We start from the raw sequence: 20,994 nt of genomic DNA, 5'->3' as shown, positions 1-20,994 counted from the left end.
GGTATGTCATTGATCGAACTTTTATTCGGTAGAAAGCAGAAAACGGCAACCGTTGCCCGCGACCGCCTTCAAATCATCATTGCCCAAGAGCGCGCCCAAGAAGGTCAGGCTCCGGATTACCTGCCGACTTTACGTAAAGAGTTGATGGAAGTCCTGTCCAAATATGTGAATGTTTCATTAGACAATATCCGTATTTCCCAAGAAAAGCAGGATGGTATGGATGTGCTTGAGTTGAACATTACTTTGCCGGAACAGAAAAAGGTATAGGACATGACCTTAACCGAATTGCGGTACATCGTCGCAGTCGCCCAAGAACGTCATTTCGGCAGGGCGGCGCGGCGTTGTTTTGTCAGCCAGCCCACTTTGTCTATTGCCATTAAGAAATTGGAAGAAGAGCTTGCCGTCTCTTTGTTTGACCGGAGCAGCAACGATATTATTACGACCGAGGCGGGGGAACGTATCGTCGCACAGGCGCGTAAGGTGTTGGAAGAGGCGGAGCTTATCAGGCATTTGGCAAATGAAGAACAAAACGAGCTGGAGGGTGCGTTCAAACTCGGGCTGATTTTTACGGTTGCGCCGTACCTGCTGCCGAAACTGATTGTCTCGTTGCGCCGTACTGCACCGAAAATGCCTTTGATGTTGGAAGAGAATTACACGCATACTTTGACCGAGTCGCTCAAACGCGGGGACGTTGACGCGATTATCGTTGCCGAACCGTTTCAAGAGCCGGGCATTGTTACCGAACCCTTGTATGACGAGCCGTTTTTCGTGATTGTCCCGAAAGGGCATTCATTTGAGGAACTGGATGCCGTTTCGCCCCGGATGCTGGGTGAGGAGCAGGTTTTGCTGCTGACGGAAGGCAACTGTATGCGGGATCAGGTGCTCTCAAGCTGTTCCGAATTGGCGGCGAAACAACGCATACAGGGGCTGACCAATACATTGCAGGGCAGCTCGATCAATACAATCCGCCATATGGTCGCCAGCGGTTTGGCAATCAGCGTGTTGCCGGCAACCGCACTGACCGAGAACGATCATATGCTGTTCAGCATTATTCCGTTTGAGGGTACGCCGCCAAGCCGGCGGGTCGTATTGGCGTACCGCCGCAATTTTGTCCGTCCGAAGGCGTTGTCGGCGATGAAGGCGGCGATTATGCAGTCGCAGCTTCACGGGGTAAGTTTTATCCGCGACTAGGCGCAGGCAATGCCGTCTGAAACGGGTTTCAGACGGCATTTGTTATCTAGTCATCAATCAGACAAACTTATCTAATCTGCAAGTGTTTTTTACTGCACTTTCGTACATACATCACGGGAAATTCCGTCTTCGGACACTAATTTGCCTGATTTATCCAGTTGATACACATCATCTTTACCGGGTTTGTCCATCTGCGCGACCAATCCGGTGTACATCATGCTTTCCAAGAGTCGTCCATCCTCCGACTTTTCCAACCACGCCAGCGTTTCGGGGCTGTGCTGTCGTGAAACTTCGCTATATTTGATTTGGCTTTCCGTCAAGGCATTGTTTTCAAAACGCCATTTCCCTGAGCCGACAACACGGTATGCCAAGATATTGCCGTCATCATCAATTTTGAGTATAGCATCGCCACGGAAACTGCCGTCCTGAAGATATTCGACTTTTGCATCACCGTGAATGTTTTCATCAGTGCCGATGCAATGCCATGTACCGACAATCGGAGAAGCTAAGGCGGTTGTTGCGGATAAAAGTACCGGCAGAATAAAGAGTTTCATCGTATTTCCTTTGACGTTCAAGAGATGTAAATCACGAGGCCGGCAATCAGCACCAGTTGGACACCCAGCTTCATCAGTGCGGTACGGCTGACGAAGTAGATAAACCAAGTGCCGGTCAGAATCAACAATAGAATAATCAGCCACGGCCGCCATTTGTTGAGGTGGACGGCTTCGGTAAAGCAGGTATGAATATGAAGTACGACGATGGCGACGATGAGCAATATAGGAACGATGAAGTCCATCATTTGATTTCCTTTTGAGGAGGCCGTCTGAAAACCCCGGTTTCAGGTTTTCAGACGGCATTATTTATTCAATCAAATCAGTCTTTCAACTTCGCCAACTGCGTTTGAACTTTCGCCATTTTGTCTTCCAACTCTGCTAAATCGGCTTTGTCTTTTTCCACCAGATGCGCCGGGGCTTTTTCGGTGTAGCCGGGTTTGGAGAGTTTGGCATTGAGTTTGTCCAAGGCTTTTTGCAGCTTCTCGGCTTCTTTACTCAAACGGGCGGTTTCGGCAGCTTTGTCGATTTCGACTTTCAACATCAGGCGCGCGCCGTTGCAGACGGCGACGGGCGCGTCTTCGCTTTCGGGCAGGGCGGCGACTTGCCGTGCTTCGGTCAGGCGGGTCATCATCGGCAGGTATTTGAGGTAGTCCGCCAAGTCGTCCGCGCTTTCGACAAACAGCGGGGCTTTCACGTTGGGCTGGATGCCCATTTCGCCGCGCAGGTTGCGGACTGCGCCAATCAAATCCTGCAACACGGTCATTTGCCCGAATGCCGTCTGAACAATCTCGCCGCCGTCGGCTTCGGGGAAGCGGGCGAGCATGATGCTGTCGGCGGTTTTCGCGTCGCACATAGGGGCGACGGTTTGCCACAATTCTTCGGTGATGAACGGGATAATCGGGTGCAGCAGGCGCAGGGCGGCTTCGAGTACGCACAATAAGGTATGGCGTGTGGCGCGTTGGCGGCTGGCGCAGCCGGTTTGGAGCTGTACTTTGGCGAGTTCCAAATACCAGTCGCAATAGTCGTTCCACACGAAGCTGTACAGGGTTTCCGCCGCCAAATCAAAGCGGTAGGTTTCATAGGCTTGTGTAACCTGCTCGATGGTCTGATTCAGACGGCCTATGATCCACATATCGGGGAAGGAGTAGCCGAGCGGCTCGGTGGCGGTTGCGCCGTAGCCGCAGTCTTGGTTTTCGGTGTTCATCAAGACGAAGTTGGTGGCGTTCCAGATTTTGTTGCAGAAGTTGCGGTAGCCTTCGGCGCGTTTGAAGTCGAAGTTTACGCTGCGCCCCAAGCTGGCATAGCTCGCCATGGTGAAGCGCAATGCGTCCGCGCCCATGCTGGGGATACCTTCGGGGAAGAGTTTTTTCGTGGCTTCTTCCACTTTCGGCGCGGTTTCGGGTTTGCGCAGGCCTGTCGTGCGTTTCACCAGTAATTTGTCCAAGTCGATGCCGTCAATCAAATCCACAGGGTCGATGACGTTGCCTTCGGATTTGGACATTTTTTTGCCTTCGTGGTCGCGCACGATGCCGTGGATATACACGTCTTTAAACGGCACTTTGCCGGTGAAGTGGGTGGTCATCATAATCATGCGCGCCACCCAGAAGAAGATGATTTCGTAGCCGGTAACCAAGACATTGGACGGCAGGAAGGCTTTGAGTTCGTCGGTTTCAGACGGCCAGCCGAGTGTGGAGAACGGCACGAGCGCGGAGGAGAACCATGTATCCAGTACGTCTTCTTCGCGGGTCAAACCGGTTTTGCCGGCTTGTTTTTCAGCTTCTTCCTGATTGCGGGCAACGTACACATTGCCTGCTTCGTCGTACCATGCAGGGATTTGATGACCCCACCACAGTTGGCGCGAGATGCACCAGTCTTGGATGTTGTTCATCCATTGGTTGTAGGTATTGACCCAGTTTTCGGGGATAAAGCGTACCGCGCCGCTGTCGACGGCTTTTTTGGCTTTGTCGGCGAGGCTTAAGCCTTTGAATTCGCTGTCAGGTTCGCCGCCGTTTGGCGTGGCGGACATGGCAACAAACCATTGGCTGGTCAGCATCGGCTCAATCACCGAACCTGTGCGGTCGCCTTTCGGCGTCATCAGCGTGTGCGCTTTGATTTCGACCAACAGGCCTTGTTCCTGCAAATCGGCAACCATTTGTTTGCGCGCGGCAAAGCGGTCTAAGCCTGCATATTTTTCAGGCAGGGCAAAGCCTTGTTGCGCTTCGCCTTTGAAGTTGAACACTTCGGCGTTTGCCAGCACTTTGGCTTCCAAATCGAACACGTTAATTAGGCGCGTGTCGTGGCGTTTGCCGACTTCATAGTCGTTGAAGTCGTGCGCAGGCGTGATTTTCACGCAGCCGGTACCGAAGTCTTTTTCAACGTATTCGTCGGCGATAACCGGAATGGTGCGGCCGGTCAGCGGCAGGATTAATTCTTTGCCGATTAAGTGGGTGTAACGTTCGTCTTCGGGATTGACGGCAACGGCAACGTCGCCCAGCAGCGTTTCAGGACGGGTGGTTGCCACGATAACGGCTTCGGCGGGATTGCCCGCCAGTGGATAGCGGATATGCCACATAGAGCCTTGTTCTTCCACGCTTTCCACTTCCAAATCCGATACCGCCGTGCCAAGAACGGGATCCCAATTTACCAGGCGTTTGCCGCGATAAATCAAGCCCTGTTCATACAGGCGTACGAACACTTCGGTCACGGTTTCGGCGCGCACGTCGTCCATCGTGAAATACTCGCGCGTCCAGTCGGCAGAGCAGCCCACGCGGCGCATTTGTTGGGTAATCGTGCCGCCGGACACTTCTTTCCATTCCCACACTTTTTCCAAGAATTTTTCGCGGCCCAAGTCATGACGGGACACGTTTTGCGCGGCAAGCTGACGCTCGACCACGATTTGCGTGGCGATGCCCGCGTGGTCGGTGCCCGGAATCCAGGCGGTGTTGTAGCCTTTCATGCGGTAGTAGCGGGTCAGTCCGTCCATAATGGTTTGGTTGAAGGCATGACCCATGTGCAGCGTGCCGGTTACATTGGGCGGCGGCAGTTGGATGGAGAAAGACGGTTTCGTCAAATCCATATCAGGTTGGAAATAGCCTTGGCTTTCCCAGTTTTGATAGTGTTTGGATTCGATTTCGGCGGGGGAGTATTTGTCTAACATATGAAGCCCTGAGAAATAAGATGATTTGATGGTTTGAATTATAGCGCAAATGCCGTCTGAAACGCTTTTGGAGGTTTCAGACGGCATTAAAAGGGTACGGTCAGCGGATGATGCCGCGCGTCGATTGTGCGAAAAAGTCTCGGAATACGGCAAGCTCGGCTTGGGTTTCGGCGCGGCGGAGAATGTCTGCCTTGGCTTCTTCAAACGGAATGCCGCGATGGTAGAGGGTTTTGTACACGTCTTTGACGGCGGAAATCTGCTCTGCGGTAAAACCGTTGCGGCGCATGCCTTCGCTGTTGAGCCCCGCCGGTTCGGCGCGGTAGCCCGATGCCATAAAGTAGGGCGGTACGTCTTTGTGTACGCCTGCGGCGAAGGCGGTCATGGCGTAGTCGCCGATGCGGCAGAATTGGAAAACCAGCGTGTAGCCGCCCAAAACGACGTAGTCGCCGACGGTAACGTGTCCGGCAAGCGAGGCGTTGTTGGCGAAAATGGTGTGGTTGCCGATGACGCAGTCGTGCGCTAGGTGGCAGTACGCCATAATCCAGTTGCCGTCGCCGACGCGTGTTTCGCCGATGCCGGTTACCGTGCCTAAATTAAAGGTGGTGAATTCGCGGATGGTGTTGCCGTTGCCGATAATCAGCTTGGTCGGCTCGTCGCGGTATTTTTTGTCCTGCGGGATTTCGCCGAGGCTGGCAAATTGGAAAATGCGGTTGTTTTCGCCGATGGTGGTATGACCGTTGATGACGGCGTGCGGGCCGATTTCTGTATTCGCGCCGATTTGGACGTTGGGGCCGATAACGGTGTACGCGCCGACTTTGACGCTGGAGTCGAGTTCGGCTTTGGGGTCGATGACGGCGGTCGGGTGGATAAGGGTCATGTTTTTAATACTCCGCTGCTTGTTAAGACAAATAATAGAAAATCACAGTTTGTCGATTTCATCGCAGACCGCAATCACTTGATCGCTAAAATGGCTAAATACTGAAGTAGTATCTACATCCATGTAATTAAGCAGTTCAAAAATAGATTGGTGAATATTTCTAGCGTAGTTGGTATCTTTTATTGCACCTTTAAAACAAATCGGTTCGTGATGTGCCAAACGATTACGGAAATTGTTAATATTGGAAAGTTCTCGAAAAATCCATTTTTGGTTATATTGCACACTTGGTGTAGATTTGGGCTTTTTTGGAAAAACTTTCATCAATACTTTCCCTGTAGCATCAAATTGGGCATCTTTCCCTCCTGCAAATAGATACCGCCAAAAACCGAATCCTAGTCCTGCAACCAATTGGTTGTGGTCAAACTTTCCCCCGCTATTATTTTGTATTTTAGATAATGCAACCTTGATTAATTCAGCAGATTCTTTCGTGCCATTTCTTAAAAAACAACCTTGATATTTCAATGCAGGATTCGTTTGTGGCTGTATGCTGTTATATAACCAGTTTCTGTCTTTAAACGCCTGCTGAAGGCAAATATCAATTTTGTTTCTTAAAACAATCTCAAGTATTGAAACAACATGAAAAAGTTCTCTTGATAAAGATAAATTCAATAAATACAATTCAGCTGCTTTGTCTTCCCCAACGGCATTTTTATACCGTTCCATTCTGAAATCAGAAAAAATACTACAGCATTCCTTATAATTCACGCTAACCCCTGATTCTTTATTTTTAAATTGACGTTTCAAACTATATTTGATATAGTTAGATAAAACTAATCCCCACCGTGTCCCTGGGTTTGAATAAACCTAAACCGGTGGGTTTTCTTTTTATTAGGTCGTCTGAAACTTTCAGACGACCTTTTCCGAACGCTCAAACCACGCGTTTGGCACACATAATCACGGCTTCGACGGCAACTTGCCCGTCCACTTTGGCAACGGCGTTGAATTTGCCGATGCCGCGCCGGCTGGTCAGGAGTTCGACTTCAAAGACGAGTTGGTCGCCGGGGATGACTTGGCGTTTGAAACGGGCTTCGTCTATGCCGGCGAAGAAGAAGAATTCGTTTTCCTTGCGCCCGCCTTCGCTCAAAATCGCCAACGTGCCGCACGCCTGCGCCATCGCTTCGATGATGAGTACGCCGGGCATAACGGGCAGGTCGGGAAAGTGGCCTTGGAACTGCGGCTCGTTCATGGTGACGTTTTTAATCGCGGTCAGGGTTTTCATCGGCTCGAAGGCGGTGATGCGGTCGAGCTGGAGAAATGGGTAGCGGTGGGGGATGAGTTTTTGGATGTCTTTGGCTTCGATGGGGAGTTGAACGTCCATGTTTTTGTGTTCCTTGGAAAAATCGGTTTGGATTTATTGCGTGTCTTTGCCGTCTGAAAGCTGCTGCTCCAGCGTTTTGAGCCGTTTGTTCATTTCGCTTAAGCGGTGGATGTAAACGGCGTTGCGCGCCCATTCTTTATGTTCGGACATCGGGAAGATGCCGGCGAGGTGTTTGCCGCTTTCGGTAATGCTGTGGGTCACGGACGTGCCGCCGCCGATGGTGGTTTTGTCGGCGATTTCGATGTGTCCGACCGTGCCGACACCGCCGCCGATGATGCAGTAGCTGCCTATGGTTACGCTGCCTGAGATGCCGGTTTTGGCGGCGATGACGGTGTGCGAACCGATTTTGCAGTTGTGTCCGATTTGGACTTGGTTGTCGATTTTGGTGCCGTTGCCGACGGTGGTGTCGCTCATCGCGCCGCGGTCGATGTTGGTGTTCGAGCCGATTTCCACGTCGTCGCCCAGCGTTACCGCGCCGGTTTGCGGGATTTTAAACCATGAATCGCCGGCGAAGGCGAGTCCGAAACCGTCCGCGCCGATGACCGCGCCGCTGTGGATTTCGACGCGGTTGCCGAGTGTGCAACCGTAATAAACGACGGCGTTGGGATGCAGGACGACTTCGTCGCCCAGTTTGCAATCGTGTTGGACGACGGCGTTTGCCAAGATGCGGCAGCCTTCGCCGAGTACGGTATTCGCACCGATGTAGGCGTTCGCGCCGATTTCGCAGCTTGCGGGGACGGTCGCGCCCTCTTCGACGACGGCGGTCGGATGGATGCCGCCGCGCGCTTTGACGACGGGTGAAAACAGGCGCGCGACTTTGGCGAAATAGAGATAGGGGTCGTCGGCGACAATCAGGTTGCGCCCTTCAAATCCGTCTGCTGCTTTGGCGGAAACGATGACCGCGCCCGCGCTGCTGTCGTGGACTTCGGCTTTGTATTTCGGGTTGGCGAGGAAGCTGATGTGTTCCGCCTGCGCGTCTGCGAGCGGGCGCACGGCGGTAACGGAAATGTCCTTGCCGCGCCATTCGCCGCCGAGCCGCGCGGTAATTTGGGACAGGGTGTAGGTGGCCGGAATCATGGTTTTCCTGTTCGGTATGCCGTCTGAAAGGGTCAGCGGGCGTTCATTTCTTTAATGACGCTGTCGGTAACGTCGTATTGGGTGTTGACGTAAATCACGTCCTGCAAAATGACATCGTAACCTTCCTGTTTGGCGATTTTGACGATGACGCGGTTGGCGTTTTGCTGGAGGGAGGCAAACTCTTCGTTGCGGCGGAGGTTGTAGTCTTCTTCAAACTGCGCCTGTTTTTTGCGGAACGCTGCGACCAGCCCGCGCCATTTTTCTTCGGCTTGCGCCTTTTGTGCGTCTTTGAGTTTGCCTTCGGCAAGCTGCCTTTCCAAATCCAGGCCTTCGCGTTGCAGTTTTTGCAATTCGTCCTGGCGGGCGGAAAATTCGCCGTCCAGCGTTTTTTGAATGTCGCGCGCCTGCTTGGATTCGAGGTAGATGCGCTCGGTGTTGATAAAGCCGATTTTTTGGAAGGTGTCGGCGTACGCGCCTGCGGTGCAGCACAAACCGATCAGGGCGGCGGCAAACGCGCGGGTAAAACGGGTCATGGTAAAACTCCTTCGGATGTTGCCGCGAAATGCCGTCTGAAGGGCTTCAGACGGCATTTGCGGGATTAGAACGTCGTGCCGAGTTGGAATTGGAAGCGTTGGATTTCGTCTTCCGGTTTTTTCTTCAGCGGGTAGGCGTAGCTGAATTTCATCGGGCCCAAAGGCGAGAGCCAGGTAACCGCGCCGCCGGCGGAATAGCGCAATTCGGTGGCGAAGGTCGATTTGTGGGTATTGCCGGCACCGTAAACGTTTTGAACCCTGCCGCCGGACGTGCCGGCAGCGCCGGTGCCGCCGGTCGCGGAATTGCTGCTGTTGTCGTCGTAGGTTTTGCCGTCCCACACGCTGCCTGCGTCGGCAAACAGGCTCAGGCGGACGGTGCGCGCGTCTTTTGCACCCGGCATCGGGAAGAGCAGCTCGGCGGAAACGTTGGCTTTTTTGTTGCCGCCGTAGCTGATTTTGTCGCCGTATTCGTCATACACTTTCGGGCCGAGCGTGCCGCTTTCGTAGCCGCGCACCGAACCCAGACCGCCGCCGTAGAAGTTTTCAAAGAAGGGGATTTCTTTGGTTTTGCTGTAGCCGTTGGCATAGCCGGCTTCGCCGCCGAGCATCAGCGTGAAGGTTTTGCTCAGGGGGAAGAACCAGGTTTGGTTGTGGGTGGCGGAGTAGTATTGCAGTTTGCTGCCGGGCAGGGCGATTTCGGCATTCACGCCGGTCAGGTAGCCGCGCGTCGGCCACAGGGCATTGTCGGTTTTGTTGCGCCCCCAGCCGACGGTACCTTTGTACAGCCAGCCTTTGAAGCTGCCGTCTGTGCCGTTGGTTTTGCCGTATTGTTTGATAAAGTCGGCATAGCGTTTGGGTGCTTTGCTGTAGGTGTTGACGGTCAGGTGTTCCGCCGCCAGACCGAAATTCACGCGGTCGTATTCGGTAACAGGGATACCCATCCTTACGCCGCCGCCGACGGTGGTGGTTTTATATTGTTTGACACTGGTCGATGCTTTGCGCGGGTCGAAGGCTTTTCCGTAAACATCGTAGCCCAGGCTGACCCCGTCTGCCGTGAAGTACGGGTCGGTAAACGACAGCGAGCCGTTGAGCGTGGTTTTGCTCCGTGAGGCGCGCACGGATGCGGATTTGCCCGTGCCGAAGAGGTTGTCCTGCGATACGCCGGCGGACATCACCAAACCGGTATCCTGCACCCAGCCCGCGCTCAAGTCGAGCGAGCCGGTGGAGCGTTCGGTCAGGCTCATGTTCAAATCGACTTTGTCGGGCGTGCCGGCAAGCGGGACAGCATCAAACTGTACGTTGTCGAAGTAGCCCAACAGCTCGACACGCTCTTTGGAACGTTGCAGCTTGGAGGTGTCGTAAGGCGCGGATTCCATTTGGCGCAATTCGCGGCGGACGACTTCGTCGCGGGTTTTGTTGTTGCCGGTGATGTGGATTTCGTTGACGTAGATTTTCCGGCCCGGTTCGATGTGCAGGACGAAATCGACGGTTTTGGTTTCGGCGTTCGGCAGCGGCTGTACGCTGATTTCGCTGTATGCGTAGCCTGCCGAGCCCATGCGGTTCTGAATCTCACCTAAAACGGCGGTCATCTGCTGACGTTCGTACCATTTGCCGGGCTTCATGGTCAGCAGTTTTTCCAGTTCGGCCTTGGGGACTTCGTTAGTGTCGCCTTCAATCGACACTTTGCCCCAGCGGAAACGTCCGCCTTCGTGGACGGTGATTTTGATGGTCTGCTTGGTTTTGTCTTCGTTGGTTTGGATGTCGGTATCGAGGATGCGGAAATCGAAGTAGCCGTTGTTCTGGTAGAAGTCGGTTACTTTTTCCATGTCTTGGGCAAATTTCTGCTCGTTGAATTGGTTGCTTCGTGTCAGCCAGGTCCAAATGCCGCCTTCGGTCAGCGACATCTGCCGCATCAGTTTGCGGTCGGAATAGACTTGGTTGCCTTCAAATTCGATGTCGGTGATTTTGGCGGATTTGCCCTCGTCAATCGTGATGTCGATGTCGACGCGGTTGCGGGCGAGTTTGGTTACTTTGGGCGTGATTTGGATATTGAGTTTGCCGCGTCCGAGATATTCTTCTTTCAGTCCGGCAACTGCCTGGTTGAGTGTCGCCTGATTAAAGTATTGAGACTGCGCCAGCCCGAACGATTCGAGGTTTTTCTTGATGGCGTCGTTTTGCAGCATTTTTGCGCCGGTGATGTTGAGCGAGCCGATGGTGGGGCGTTCGATGACGGTCAGCAGGAGCTGCCCGTCCGCAGTTTCGACGCGCACGTCGTCGAAAAAGCCGGTGGCGTACAGGCTTTTGATGATTTCCCCGCCGCGATCGTCGTTGTAGGTATCGCCGACTTTGACGGGCAGGTAGTTGAATACGGTGCTCGGCTCGGTACGCTGCAAGCCTTCGACACGGATGTCTTGGATGGTGAAGTCGGCAAATGCCAAAGGCGATATGCCCAATATCATCAGTGCGGAAGCAATCTGTTTCAGTTTCATCGTAAGTTCCTTGTGGTGCGGAATGCGGTTTCAGACGGCATTCCGAAACGTAAAATCTAACCGAGCAGCCGGGTAACGTCGTTGAAGAAGGCGACCGCCATCATCAGCATCATGAGGGCAAGCCCGAAGCGCAAACCGATGTTTTGGACGCGTTCGCCCAAAGGTTTGCCGCGTATCCATTCGGCAGTATAAAACACGAGGTGCCCGCCGTCCAAAACGGGGACGGGCAGCAGGTTCAGCACGCCGAGGCTGATGCTGACCAACGCTAAAAATTCCAAATAACTTTGCAAGCCGAGTTCGGCGGACTGTCCGGCAATGTCGGCAATGGTCAGCGGCCCGGAAATATGGCTGACGGAGGCGTTGCCGCTAATCAGTTTGCCGAAAAATTTGAGGGTTGTCCATGAGTGGGAAACGGTTTTTTCCCAGCCCATGCCGAATGCGCGGACAACAGACGGACGGTAGCTGCGGCGGATCTGCGCGTCCCACGCCCTGTCCGGCTGCGGACGGAGGCCGACGCGCCCGATCAGGGTGTGGTCGGGCTGTTCGACAGTATCGGGGCGGATGTCGGCGGTGTGGGTTTGTCCGGCGCGTTCGTAGGTCAGGGTGATTTTTTTGCCGGGGCTTTGGCGGGTCAGGTTTGCCCATTCCTGCCATGAGGCGATGGGTTTGCCGTCGGCGGCAGTCAGCCTGTCGCCTGGTTTCAGACCTGCTTTTTCGGCGGGGCTGCCTTTTTCCACGCCGCCTGCAACGGTTGTGATTTTAAAGGGCATCAGCCCGATGTAGCCTTGGTTTTTTGCGATTTTGCCGGCTTCCGGCGTGCCTGCGGCATCGATGGTGCGGACGGTTTGCGCGCCCGATGCCGTCTGAACGGCGACGGCGACTTTGCCGGCTTCGAGGTTGAGGACGATTTCGGTTTGCGCGCCGCCCCAATCTGCAACGGGTGTGCCGTTGACGGATTGTATTTTGTCGCCGCTTTGGAAGCCGGCGCGGGCGGCAATGGTGTCGGGTTCGACTGTGCCGACATAGGGGCGCAGTTCGGTTACGCCGAAGGAAAAGCTCAGTCCGTACAGCAAAACCGCCAGTGCGAGGTTGGTCAGTGGGCCGGCGGCGACGATGGCGATGCGCTTGGCGGGGTGTTGTTTGTCAAAAGCGTAGGGTAAATCGGCTTCTGATACTTCGCTTTCGCGCGTGTCGACCATTTTGACGTAACCGCCCAACGGAATCGGGGCGAGGCACCATTCGGTGTCGCCGCGCTTTCGGGTGAAAAACGGTTTGCCGAAGCCGACGGAAAAACGCAGCACTTTTACGCCGCATAATTTTGCAACGGCGTAGTGTCCGAATTCGTGCAGGCTGACCAAAATCAGGATGGCGAAGATAAAAGCTAGAAGGGTGTGCAAATGGTTTTCCTTTGATAACGGTGTTCAGACGGCATCAGCGCAGTGTGCCGATAAATGCCCGCGCTTGTGCGCGTGTCCGAGCATCTTGCGCCAAGAGCTCCCCTATATCGCCTATGCCGTCTGAAAAGTCTTGTGCAAGACAATGGGCGACGGTTTTGGCAATGTCGGTAAACTTAATCTGTCCGTCCAAAAAGGCGGCGACGGCGGCTTCGTTGGCGGCGTTCAATACGCAGGGCGCGGCTCCGCCTGCGTTCATGGCTTCATAGGCGAGCTTCAGGCAGGGGAAGCGGTCAAAGTCGGGCTTTTGGAAGGTCAGCGCGGACAATGCGTCGAAATCAAGGTCGCCGACACCCGAATCGATGCGCTCGGGCAAGCCCAAACAATAGGCGATGGGCGTTCGCATATCGGGATTGCCCAGTTGTGCCAACACGGAGCCGTCGCGGTAGCGCACCATGCTGTGTATCACGGATTGCGGATGGATGACGACTTCGAGCTTGTCAGGCGGACAGTTGAACAGCCAATGCGCTTCAATCAGCTCCAAACCTTTGTTCATCATGGTGGCGGAATCGACGGAGATTTTGCGCCCCATGCTCCAATTGGGGTGTTTGACCGCTTGGGCGGGCGTAATGCTGTCGAACGTGCCTAAATCGGTCGTTAAAAATGGGCCGCCGGAAGCGGTCAGGATAATCGAACGGATGCCGTGTTCGTTCAGACGGCCTGTGTAATCGCGCGGCAAAACTTGGAAAATGGCGTTGTGTTCGCTGTCGACGGGCAACACTGCCGCGCCGTTTGCACGGGCGGTTTCCATAAACAACGCGCCGGAAACCACCAGCGTCTCTTTGTTCGCCAGATAAATGGTTTTGCCTTTTTGCGCCGCTGCGAGCGCGGAAGGCAGCCCCGCCGCCCCGACGATGGCGCACATGACACCGCCGACTTCGTCGGCAGACGCAACGTCAACCAATGCCTGCGCGCCGTGTAAAACCTGAGTCGCCGTGCCGTCGCGTTTCAACAGGGCTTCAAGCCGGGCGGCGTGTTCCGCATCGGCAACGACGGCATATTCGGGGCGGAACGTTTGACATTGAGCCGCCAGTTTCTCGACCTGCTTATGCCCTGCCAGCGCGAATACGCGGAATTTTTCGGGGTGGAGGGAGACAACGTCCAGCGTGCTTTCGCCTATGCTGCCGGTACTGCCTAATATGGTCAGGACTTGTGGTGTCATAATGGGGATAACTTTATACCGGATGCCGTCTGAAGCGTTTTCAGACGGCATAGAATCAATTTAAAACCGACATCATCGCCGCATAGACGCTGATAACGGCAATCAGGCTGTCGGTACGGTCGAACACGCCGCCGTGTCCGGGCAGCAGGTTGCTGCTGTCTTTGATGTCTGCCGCGCGCTTGAGCCAGCTTTCCAAAAGGTCGCCGCATACGCTGACAACGGTCAACACCAAACCGATTAACACGGTATCGAACCAGCCTGTATCGAATGCCAGCCAGCCGGCACTTCGTACGGCGGTCATGTACACGGCCACGCAAACCGCGCCGCCGATTGCGCCTTCCCAGCTTTTTCCGGGGCTGATTGCCGGTGCGATTTTGTGTTTGCCGAACGCCTTGCCGCTGAAATACGCGCAAACGTCGGCAACCCAGACCAGACCCATCACGGCGAGCAGCGGCAGGGCATCATCGGGATGCGGGCGCAGGGATACGAGCGCGAACCAAAACGGCATGACCAGAAGCCAGCCGACGGCATAAACCTGCCAACCGCCGTTGAGCCTCCATTTGAATCTCAACCATAAAGGCATGATGGCGAGCCAAAATGCCAAAACAACATACCAAACCAAATTAGGCAGCATCCAGCCGCCCGCATAGGCAACCACGCCGAAAACCAAGGTTGCGGCGAGGTAATGGTTGGTTTTGATTTTGCACAAACCGCCCATACGGGCATATTCCCACAAGGCAATCAGGGCAATCAGCCCGCAAAATGCAGCCCACAACCATTGCGGCGCGTAAAACAGCATGCCCAGCATCAGCGGCAGCAGCCACATAGCGGTTATTACCCGTTGTTTCAGCATATTCAGTTCCTTTGCTGTTCGATAGGCAGTTGCTCGGAGGTGCGTCCGAACCGCCGTTCGCGTTTTTGGAACGAAGCGACGGCATCGTCCAAAGCCTTGCCGTCAAAATCGGGCCACAAAATATCGGTGAAATACAGTTCGGCATAAGCCATTTGCCAGAGCAGGAAATTGCTGATGCGCGTTTCGCCGCCCGTGCGGATAAACAAATCCGGTTCCGGTGCATCGCCCAGCATCAAGTGTTTGGCCAGCGTGTCTTCCGTAATCTCGGATACGCCTTCGGCAATCAGTTTGTTTGCCGCCTGCAAAATATCCCAACGTCCGCCGTAATCGGCGGCAATGCTCAGGGTCAGGCCGGTATTGTTTGCCGTCAAGGCTTCCGCTTCTTCGATGCCTTGCAGAATCTGCCGATTAAAGCGTTCGCGGCTGCCCAGTATTTTCAGGCGCATATTGTTTTCGTGCAGACGGCGTACCTGTTTTTGCAAAGCCTGTAAAAACAGCCCCATCAGGAACGAAACTTCGTCTTCGGGGCGGCGCCAGTTTTCGGTTGAAAAGGCAAACACGGTCAGATATTGCACACCCAGTTTGGCGCAATGCTTCACCATATTTTCCAATGCGTCCAAACCGCGTTTGTGTCCCATTATGCGCGGGAGGAAACGTTTTTTCGCCCAACGGCCGTTGCCGTCCATAATCACGGCGATGTGCCTCGGGATGGCGGTGTGTTCTAAAACGGCCTGCGTGCTGCTTTTCATGTCTGCCTTTCGCGGTTCGGCGTTCAAATGCCGTCTGAACGCCGAACCGTGCAGGTTAAATTGCCATCAAATCTTCTTCTTTGGCAGTCAGGAGTTTGTCGGCTTCGGTAATGTATTTGTCGGTCAGTTTTTGAACCGCTTCTTCGCCGCGACGTGCCTCGTCTTCGGAAATTTCTTTGTCTTTGAGGAGTTTTTTGATGTGGTCGTTGGCATCGCGGCGCACGTTGCGGATAGAGACGCGGCCTTCTTCCGCTTCGCCGCGCACGACTTTAATCAGGTCTTTGCGGCGTTCCTCGGTCAGCATGGGCATCGGTACGCGGATCAGGTCGCCGACCGCTGCCGGGTTCAGTCCCAAGTTTGAATCGCGGATGGCTTTCTCGACTTTGGCCGCCATATTGCTTTCAAACGGTTTCACGCCGATGGTGCGCGCGTCCAAAAGCGTTACGTTGGCAACCTGGCTGACGGGGACCATGCTGCCCCAGTATTCGACTTCCACTTGGTCGAGCAGGCCGGTATGCGCGCGGCCGGTACGCACTTTCGCCAGATTTTCTTTCAGCACTTCGACCGAACGCTGCATCTTGCCTTCGGCTGTTTTTTGAATATCGTTGATCATATTGTTCTTTCGGTAAGATAAGGTAGGCGGGCAGCCGTCTGAAACGCGCTTCAAACCTTTCAGACGGCATGAAAACTGTTAACTGCGAATAGTACCGTTATTCGGGCATGACGACAAGGCAGGCGGATTGGGGATGCCGTCTGAAGCGGCAGGTGTTTCAGACGGCATCGTGTCCGGCCGTCAGCCGTGTTCCCGTGTTTCAAGCAGGCTTTGGCGCAGGTGTTGGCGTTCGTGGGCATCCAGCCATTTGCGGCGGGTGCGTTGCAGCAGGATGACGAGGGCGGAAATTTCCTGACGCATATTGGTGCTGAGCCAGAGGAAGCCCTGCCATTGGTAGTGGAGGTGTTCGGCGAGGGCTTCCAGTTCGGGGTTGATGTCGGTGTCGATGCGGATGCGGCGGGCGTGTCTGCCGTTGATAAGGGCGACGGTTTGTTGCAGGTCGGTTTGGAGCAGTGTGAAGTGGCGGTCGAGCAGCCGGATTTCGCTGCCGTTAAGTTTGGGAGACTGTAACTTGGCGGCGGTGGTCAGGAGCAGCTCGGTGGTGTTGACGATTTTGCGGTGGGCGTGCTGCATCGCTTCCATCATATTGCCGCCGATATGGCTTTCGCCGGATGTGGCGGCGAGGTGGCTGCGGCTTTTGACCATACGGGCGTTGATTTGGCGCATTTTAACCATATTCTGCTCCAAACGTTCGCGCGTCATGCGCCTGCCGTTGCTGATTTCGGCAATCATTTTGCTGCAGTCGGTCAGGTTGTCGGCAAGCATGAAACGCCACATCAGTGTGGATTTCAGCGGCAGGAGTTTGGCGGCGGCGATGGCGATGGCCGCGCCGATGAGGACGTTCATCGCGCGCATGAGTCCGCTGTCGAGCCATTCGCTGCCGTTGTCGCCGATGAGCATGCACATTGTCAGCCCCGCCAGCATAGGGACGTAACCGTTTTTGCCGACCGCCGCCCAACCGGCCAGTGCGCTTGCCGTGCCGATAGTAAGGTAGAAGAGGAGGTTGTCGTGGAAATAATGTTGGTTAAGCCATAAAACGCCCAAACCCGCGCCCAGTCCGATAACTGTGCCGAGCATGCGTTCCACTGCCTTAGAGTAAATGGCGCCTTGGAACTGGAGCATGCCGAGGACGACGAAGACGGTCATGCCTATCCATTCGCCGTGTTGGAGGTGGAGCAGCCGGGCGAGTGCGGTGGCGAAGAGGACGGCTCCGCCGAGCCGCACGGCGTGGATGAGGCGGCGGTGGCGGTAGCGTTCGTAGGAGTTGAGCCAGCGGCTGACGAGGCGGTTGCGTTGCGAGGAGTTCATATCGGTTGTGCCGTCTGAAGCGGAAATGTGAAAAAGCACAGGCTTCCCGGGGAAGGGAGGGTCTGTGCTTGGTATTGGTGCCGGAGAAGGGAATCGAACCCCCGACCTTCGCGTTACGAATGCGCTGCTCTACCGACTGAGCTACACCGGCGTTTTTTGTTATGATATATATGAACGGTTGTTTGTGCAACTTTTCAGGCGGCTGCCTGGGTTTTGCACGGTATAATGCGGTTTGCTTCGGAAGAGGGGGGCGGAGATGTTTGTGAACGAGAAATATCCTTATGCGGCCCTGTTTGCGGGGCTGGTGTTTTTGACGCTGCCGTTTGCGTTGGCGGTGCATGATGCCTTGGCATTTGCGTTCGGACGGACGGGGCTGCTGGTGTCGGTGTCGGACGGCGGATTCGGCTGGCGAGGAGGCTGGGACGGCGTGGTGTGGTTTGTGTATGGCGTGTTTGCGTTTTTGAATGTGGTTGTATCGGCGGGTCTGACGAAGCTGGCGTATAAGAAGATGATGCGGCGGCATTCCCGTTACGCGCTGTTTCTGTCGGGCGTGGCGGCTTGCGCGGCGGCGGCGGTGGCTTGGATTTTCGAGCTGTTGTTGGGCAGTGCCGCCTTGGGCGGGCTGCGCGGGGAGGCGGTGTTGGAATATGCGTTTGCCGTGTGGCTGGTGGCGATGCTGACGCTGCCCAAACGCTTGACGCGCGCGCCGGTGCAGCCGGTGGTGTTTCACAGGAAAAAATAGGTTGGAACGGGAAATGCCGTCTGAAACGCCGATACGCGGTTTCAGACGGCATGTTTTTCCGTTAACATTACGCCTGAACATGGACAGGATAGGGATATGGAACGCAAAGAACGCCTGCGTGCAGGCATTGCCGCGATGGGGCTGGATATTTCGGAAACGGCGCAGGACAGGCTTTTGGCCTATGTGGATTTGTTGAAAAAGTGGAACAAAACCTACAATCTGACCGCCCTGCGCGACGAGGAAAAAATGGTTGTCCATCATCTTTTGGACAGCCTGACGCTGCTGCCCTATATCGAAGGCGCACAGACGATGCTGGATGTCGGTTCGGGCGGCGGACAGCCCGGCATTCCGGCGGCGGTGTGCCGTCCCGATTTGCAGATTACGCTGTTGGATGCGAATACGAAGAAAACGGCTTTTTTACAGCAGGCGGTTATCGAGTTGGGATTGGACAATGTGCGCGTGGTGTCGGGGCGCGTGGAGGCGGTTTCGGACGTGTGTGCCGATGTGGTTACCAGCCGTGCGTTTGCAGAACTGGCGGATTTTGTGTCGTGGACGGGGCATCTGTTGAAAGACGGCGGATACTGGGCGGCGATGAAGGGTGTATATCCGCAGGAAGAAATCGACCGCCTGCCGCAGGATGTGTGCGTCGAAAAAGTCCAAAGGCTCGACGTGCCGGATTTGGACGCGGAACGCCATATCGTTATCCTGAGCAAGCGTTGAGCGCGCTTCAGACGGCATGAATACCTTTTTTGTGCGGATAAAGGTAAAATTCCGCACTGTTTTTCTTTTTTCAACATCAGACGGGACACGGGCGGGATATGAGTGCGAACATCCTTGCCATCGCCAATCAGAAGGGCGGTGTGGGCAAAACGACGACGACGGTAAATTTGGCGGCTTCGCTGGCATCGCGCGGCAAACGCGTGCTGGTGGTCGATTTGGATCCGCAGGGCAATGCGACGACGGGCAGCGGCATCGACAAGGCGAGTTTGCAGTCCGGCGTTTATCAGGTTTTATTGGGCGATGCGGACGTGAAATCGGCGGCGGTACGCAGCAAAGAGGGCGGATACGCTGTGTTGGGCGCGAACCGCGCGCTGGCCGGCGCGGAAATCGAGCTGGTACAGGAAATCGCCCGGGAAGTGCGTTTGAAAAACGCGCTCAAGGCAGTGGCGGAAGATTACGACTTTATCCTGATCGACTGTCCGCCTTCGCTGACGCTTTTGACGCTTAACGGCCTGGTGGCGGCGGGCGGCGTGATTGTGCCGATGTTGTGCGAATATTACGCGCTGGAAGGGATTTCCGACCTGATTGCCACCGTGCGCAAAATCCGTCAGGCGGTCAATCCCGATTTGGACATCACGGGCATCGTGCGCACGATGTACGACAGCCGCAGCAGGCTGGTTGCCGAAGTCAGCGAACAGTTGCGCAGCCATTTCGGGGACTTGCTGTTTGAAACCGTCATCCCGCGCAATATCCGCCTTGCGGAAGCACCGAGCCACGGTATGCCGGTGATGGCTTACGACGCGCAGGCAAAGGGTACCAAGGCGTATCTTGCCTTGGCGGACGAGCTGATGGCGAGGGTGTCGGGGAAATAGGTCAATCCAAATCGGGCTGCCCGTGCCTTTATGCTGTTTGGCCGAGTGCGTTAATATGGCGGATTAAAATAAAAATACTTATATCGTGATTTCTAGAAATATGAACAGCAAAACTAAACTTCGAGTTAATAAAATAATCGAACTGAAGCATCATATTGAGAATTGGGAAACTCAAACAAGCGAAGAGATCGAAAAGCTTCTTGTTGATTTTGAGAAACAGCCTAGGCAAGAAATGTCTTCTTATTATACGGAGCTTTTTAGAGATGTTCAATTTGCGGGTGTTTTGGTGCAAATAGCAAATAAGTATGCGGAAAACAGTAAAATCAATCGCTGTATAGTATCTGCTCTTGGAATGATGATGTGGAGGTATAAGCTTCCTGAGAGTGAGGAAATATATCGCCTTATGTTAGCGAATATTCAAAGAAAGGGAGTAGCTCTTTTTGTAGCATTTCATCTCCCTAAGATGAAAATGTTTGAGGAATTCCCGAATAAATGGGCCTATTTTATGAGTATACCTAAACTCTCTCCTAAAAAGACTTCTGCGGAATACTTTACTAACTTGGTCGAAGAATACATTTACTTTGTACCTATGATGTATAAGTCAGAATTGATTCAATACTTCAGTTTGAAATATAGTGAAACAAAAAGTGAATATCTAAAAGATAGATATAAAAAAATACTAATAACCCTGCGGGATTAGTACTTAATTGAGTAATTTTTATAGTGGATTAACAAAAACCGGTACGGCGTTGCCTCGCCTCAGCTCAAAGAGAACGATTCTCTAAGGTGCTGAAGCACCAAGTGAATCGGTTCTGTACTATTTGTACTGTCTGCGGCTTCGTCGCCTTGTCCTGATTTTTGTTAATCCACTATATCGTCATTCCCGCAAAAACAAAAAAAATCAAAAACAGAAAACTGAAATATCGTCATTCCCGCGCAGGCGGGAATCTAGGTCTGTCGGTACGGAAACTTATCGGGAAAATGGTTTTTCCAACCCTGAGACTCCGGATTCCTGTTTTCGCGGGAATCCGGTTTTTTGAGTTTCAGTCATTTTTGATAAATTCTTGCAGCTTTGGGTTTCTGGATTCCCGCTTTTGCGGGAATGACGAAATTTCAGTTTTTGATTTTTTGTTTTTGCGGGAATGACGGATTTTAGGTTTCTTTTTTGATTTTCTATTTTTCTCGGGAATGACGGTTTGGGTTCTTTCTCTTTGAAGTTGCGATGCTGAAAATGCCGTCTGAAGTTCAGACGGCATTTTTGTGCC

22 protein-coding genes and 1 tRNA gene are annotated in these 20,994 nt (G+C 54.0%); 6 read left to right on the top strand and 17 right to left on the bottom strand.

What is annotated here, in order from left to right; genetic code table 11:
• The first annotated feature begins 3 nt into the window (after nt 1-3).
• Complete coding sequence (minE, locus tag Q3O06_RS07060) at nt 4-267, top strand: cell division topological specificity factor MinE (protein ID WP_003749826.1); 264 nt, start codon at nt 4-6, stop codon at nt 265-267.
• Between the two features lie 3 nt (nt 268-270).
• Nucleotides 271-1,191 (top strand): LysR family transcriptional regulator OxyR, encoded by a 921-nt coding sequence (gene oxyR, locus Q3O06_RS07055; protein WP_002215466.1) that lies wholly within the window; start codon nt 271-273, stop codon nt 1,189-1,191.
• Nucleotides 1,192-1,280: 89 nt separating this feature from the next.
• On the opposite strand, the gene Q3O06_RS07050 is transcribed toward oxyR, so the two are convergent.
• From Q3O06_RS07050 to Q3O06_RS06975, 16 genes are all read right to left on the bottom strand, one after another.
• Nucleotides 1,281-1,745, bottom strand: a complete 465-nt coding sequence (locus tag Q3O06_RS07050; RefSeq protein ID WP_301818236.1) for a hypothetical protein — start codon at nt 1,743-1,745, stop codon at nt 1,281-1,283.
• Between the two features lie 17 nt (nt 1,746-1,762).
• Nucleotides 1,763-1,990 carry an enterochelin ABC transporter gene (locus tag Q3O06_RS07045; protein ID WP_301818235.1) on the bottom strand — a complete coding sequence of 76 codons (228 nt, stop codon included), beginning with the start codon at nt 1,988-1,990 and terminating at the stop codon, nt 1,763-1,765.
• A gap of 74 nt (nt 1,991-2,064) precedes the next feature.
• Complete coding sequence (locus Q3O06_RS07040) at nt 2,065-4,902, bottom strand: valine--tRNA ligase (RefSeq protein WP_301818254.1); 2,838 nt, start codon at nt 4,900-4,902, stop codon at nt 2,065-2,067.
• A 100-nt stretch (nt 4,903-5,002) separates the two neighbouring features.
• Nucleotides 5,003-5,779 (bottom strand): acyl-ACP--UDP-N-acetylglucosamine O-acyltransferase, encoded by a 777-nt coding sequence (gene lpxA, locus Q3O06_RS07035; protein WP_301818234.1) that lies wholly within the window; start codon nt 5,777-5,779, stop codon nt 5,003-5,005.
• 42 nt (nt 5,780-5,821) lie between these two features.
• Complete coding sequence (locus Q3O06_RS07030) at nt 5,822-6,502, bottom strand: Abi family protein (protein ID WP_107819956.1); 681 nt, start codon at nt 6,500-6,502, stop codon at nt 5,822-5,824.
• A 205-nt stretch (nt 6,503-6,707) separates the two neighbouring features.
• Nucleotides 6,708-7,157, bottom strand: coding sequence for a 3-hydroxyacyl-ACP dehydratase FabZ (gene fabZ, locus Q3O06_RS07025; RefSeq protein ID WP_003675936.1), 450 nt, complete (start codon nt 7,155-7,157; stop codon nt 6,708-6,710).
• Between the two features lie 33 nt (nt 7,158-7,190).
• Nucleotides 7,191-8,234: a UDP-3-O-(3-hydroxymyristoyl)glucosamine N-acyltransferase gene (gene lpxD / locus Q3O06_RS07020; RefSeq protein ID WP_301818233.1), complete on the bottom strand. Its 1,044-nt coding sequence runs from the start codon at nt 8,232-8,234 to the stop codon at nt 7,191-7,193.
• A gap of 32 nt (nt 8,235-8,266) precedes the next feature.
• Nucleotides 8,267-8,767, bottom strand: a complete 501-nt coding sequence (locus Q3O06_RS07015; RefSeq protein WP_301818253.1) for an OmpH/Skp family outer membrane protein — start codon at nt 8,765-8,767, stop codon at nt 8,267-8,269.
• A 65-nt stretch (nt 8,768-8,832) separates the two neighbouring features.
• A complete protein-coding gene (gene bamA / locus Q3O06_RS07010; RefSeq protein ID WP_301818232.1) occupies nt 8,833-11,256 on the bottom strand; it encodes an outer membrane protein assembly factor BamA in 2,424 nt (807 codons plus the stop codon).
• A 56-nt stretch (nt 11,257-11,312) separates the two neighbouring features.
• On the bottom strand, nt 11,313-12,653 hold the full coding sequence (rseP, locus tag Q3O06_RS07005; RefSeq protein WP_301818231.1) for an RIP metalloprotease RseP: 1,341 nt from the start codon (nt 12,651-12,653) through the stop codon (nt 11,313-11,315).
• Nucleotides 12,654-12,687: 34 nt separating this feature from the next.
• Nucleotides 12,688-13,923, bottom strand: coding sequence for a 1-deoxy-D-xylulose-5-phosphate reductoisomerase (ispC, locus tag Q3O06_RS07000; protein WP_301818230.1), 1,236 nt, complete (start codon nt 13,921-13,923; stop codon nt 12,688-12,690).
• 4 nt (nt 13,924-13,927) lie between these two features.
• Nucleotides 13,928-14,725, bottom strand: coding sequence for a phosphatidate cytidylyltransferase (locus Q3O06_RS06995; RefSeq protein WP_301818229.1), 798 nt, complete (start codon nt 14,723-14,725; stop codon nt 13,928-13,930).
• Between the two features lie 2 nt (nt 14,726-14,727).
• The gene (uppS, locus tag Q3O06_RS06990) at nt 14,728-15,474 is read right to left on the bottom strand and encodes an undecaprenyl pyrophosphate synthase (RefSeq protein ID WP_301818228.1); all 747 of its coding nucleotides are present in this window, start codon (nt 15,472-15,474) and stop codon (nt 14,728-14,730) included.
• 55 nt (nt 15,475-15,529) lie between these two features.
• Nucleotides 15,530-16,087 carry a ribosome recycling factor gene (gene frr, locus Q3O06_RS06985; protein WP_002244379.1) on the bottom strand — a complete coding sequence of 186 codons (558 nt, stop codon included), beginning with the start codon at nt 16,085-16,087 and terminating at the stop codon, nt 15,530-15,532.
• Nucleotides 16,088-16,267: 180 nt separating this feature from the next.
• On the bottom strand, nt 16,268-17,395 hold the full coding sequence (locus tag Q3O06_RS06980) for an FUSC family protein (RefSeq protein WP_301818252.1): 1,128 nt from the start codon (nt 17,393-17,395) through the stop codon (nt 16,268-16,270).
• A 75-nt stretch (nt 17,396-17,470) separates the two neighbouring features.
• Nucleotides 17,471-17,546: transfer RNA gene (locus tag Q3O06_RS06975), tRNA-Thr, on the bottom strand.
• Nucleotides 17,547-17,651: 105 nt separating this feature from the next.
• On the opposite strand from Q3O06_RS06975, the gene Q3O06_RS06970 reads away from it, so the two are divergent.
• The 4 genes from Q3O06_RS06970 to Q3O06_RS06955 all read left to right on the top strand — a co-directional run bounded on the left by Q3O06_RS06970 (nt 17,652) and on the right by Q3O06_RS06955 (nt 20,429).
• The gene (locus Q3O06_RS06970; RefSeq protein ID WP_301818227.1) at nt 17,652-18,137 is read left to right on the top strand and encodes a hypothetical protein; all 486 of its coding nucleotides are present in this window, start codon (nt 17,652-17,654) and stop codon (nt 18,135-18,137) included.
• Between the two features lie 96 nt (nt 18,138-18,233).
• Entirely contained in the window at nt 18,234-18,857 is a 624-nt protein-coding gene (gene rsmG, locus Q3O06_RS06965; protein WP_301818226.1) for a 16S rRNA (guanine(527)-N(7))-methyltransferase RsmG, read from the top strand.
• A 98-nt stretch (nt 18,858-18,955) separates the two neighbouring features.
• Nucleotides 18,956-19,729, top strand: a complete 774-nt coding sequence (locus Q3O06_RS06960; protein ID WP_002216273.1) for a ParA family protein — start codon at nt 18,956-18,958, stop codon at nt 19,727-19,729.
• 100 nt (nt 19,730-19,829) lie between these two features.
• A complete protein-coding gene (locus Q3O06_RS06955) occupies nt 19,830-20,429 on the top strand; it encodes a hypothetical protein (RefSeq protein ID WP_301818225.1) in 600 nt (199 codons plus the stop codon).
• Nucleotides 20,430-20,772: 343 nt separating this feature from the next.
• Here Q3O06_RS06955 and Q3O06_RS06950 read toward each other — a convergent pair whose 3' ends face one another.
• Nucleotides 20,773-20,985 (bottom strand): hypothetical protein, encoded by a 213-nt coding sequence (locus tag Q3O06_RS06950; RefSeq protein WP_301818224.1) that lies wholly within the window; start codon nt 20,983-20,985, stop codon nt 20,773-20,775.
• Nucleotides 20,986-20,994: the final 9 nt, after the last annotated feature.

Source organism: Neisseria maigaei, from assembly GCF_958267405.1.
Taxonomy (GTDB): domain Bacteria; phylum Pseudomonadota; class Gammaproteobacteria; order Burkholderiales; family Neisseriaceae; genus Neisseria; species Neisseria bergeri.
Note: the sequence above shows the minus strand (reverse complement) of the source record. Positions and strands in the feature narration are given on the sequence as shown.

What these genes read in the sequence shown, in the direction of transcription:
- Q3O06_RS06980 (WP_301818252.1), bottom strand. Translation starts at nt 17,395, where the DNA reads ATGAACTCCTCGCAACGCAACCGCCTCGTCAGCCGCTGGCTCAACTCC.
- Q3O06_RS07040 (WP_301818254.1), bottom strand. Translation starts at nt 4,902, where the DNA reads ATGTTAGACAAATACTCCCCCGCCGAAATCGAATCCAAACACTATCAA.
- minE (WP_003749826.1), top strand. Translation starts at nt 4, where the DNA reads ATGTCATTGATCGAACTTTTATTCGGTAGAAAGCAGAAAACGGCAACC.
- rsmG (WP_301818226.1), top strand. Translation starts at nt 18,234, where the DNA reads ATGGAACGCAAAGAACGCCTGCGTGCAGGCATTGCCGCGATGGGGCTG.
- bamA (WP_301818232.1), bottom strand. Translation starts at nt 11,256, where the DNA reads ATGAAACTGAAACAGATTGCTTCCGCACTGATGATATTGGGCATATCG.
- lpxD (WP_301818233.1), bottom strand. Translation starts at nt 8,234, where the DNA reads ATGATTCCGGCCACCTACACCCTGTCCCAAATTACCGCGCGGCTCGGC.
- uppS (WP_301818228.1), bottom strand. Translation starts at nt 15,474, where the DNA reads ATGAAAAGCAGCACGCAGGCCGTTTTAGAACACACCGCCATCCCGAGG.
- oxyR (WP_002215466.1), top strand. Translation starts at nt 271, where the DNA reads ATGACCTTAACCGAATTGCGGTACATCGTCGCAGTCGCCCAAGAACGT.
- ispC (WP_301818230.1), bottom strand. Translation starts at nt 13,923, where the DNA reads ATGCCGTCTGAAAACGCTTCAGACGGCATCCGGTATAAAGTTATCCCC.
- fabZ (WP_003675936.1), bottom strand. Translation starts at nt 7,157, where the DNA reads ATGGACGTTCAACTCCCCATCGAAGCCAAAGACATCCAAAAACTCATC.
- Q3O06_RS06960 (WP_002216273.1), top strand. Translation starts at nt 18,956, where the DNA reads ATGAGTGCGAACATCCTTGCCATCGCCAATCAGAAGGGCGGTGTGGGC.
- Q3O06_RS06955 (WP_301818225.1), top strand. Translation starts at nt 19,830, where the DNA reads ATGAACAGCAAAACTAAACTTCGAGTTAATAAAATAATCGAACTGAAG.
- Q3O06_RS07030 (WP_107819956.1), bottom strand. Translation starts at nt 6,502, where the DNA reads ATGGAACGGTATAAAAATGCCGTTGGGGAAGACAAAGCAGCTGAATTG.
- Q3O06_RS06950 (WP_301818224.1), bottom strand. Translation starts at nt 20,985, where the DNA reads ATGCCGTCTGAACTTCAGACGGCATTTTCAGCATCGCAACTTCAAAGA.
- Q3O06_RS07050 (WP_301818236.1), bottom strand. Translation starts at nt 1,745, where the DNA reads ATGAAACTCTTTATTCTGCCGGTACTTTTATCCGCAACAACCGCCTTA.
- Q3O06_RS07015 (WP_301818253.1), bottom strand. Translation starts at nt 8,767, where the DNA reads ATGACCCGTTTTACCCGCGCGTTTGCCGCCGCCCTGATCGGTTTGTGC.
- lpxA (WP_301818234.1), bottom strand. Translation starts at nt 5,779, where the DNA reads ATGACCCTTATCCACCCGACCGCCGTCATCGACCCCAAAGCCGAACTC.
- frr (WP_002244379.1), bottom strand. Translation starts at nt 16,087, where the DNA reads ATGATCAACGATATTCAAAAAACAGCCGAAGGCAAGATGCAGCGTTCG.
- Q3O06_RS06995 (WP_301818229.1), bottom strand. Translation starts at nt 14,725, where the DNA reads ATGCTGAAACAACGGGTAATAACCGCTATGTGGCTGCTGCCGCTGATG.
- Q3O06_RS06970 (WP_301818227.1), top strand. Translation starts at nt 17,652, where the DNA reads ATGTTTGTGAACGAGAAATATCCTTATGCGGCCCTGTTTGCGGGGCTG.
- Q3O06_RS07045 (WP_301818235.1), bottom strand. Translation starts at nt 1,990, where the DNA reads ATGATGGACTTCATCGTTCCTATATTGCTCATCGTCGCCATCGTCGTA.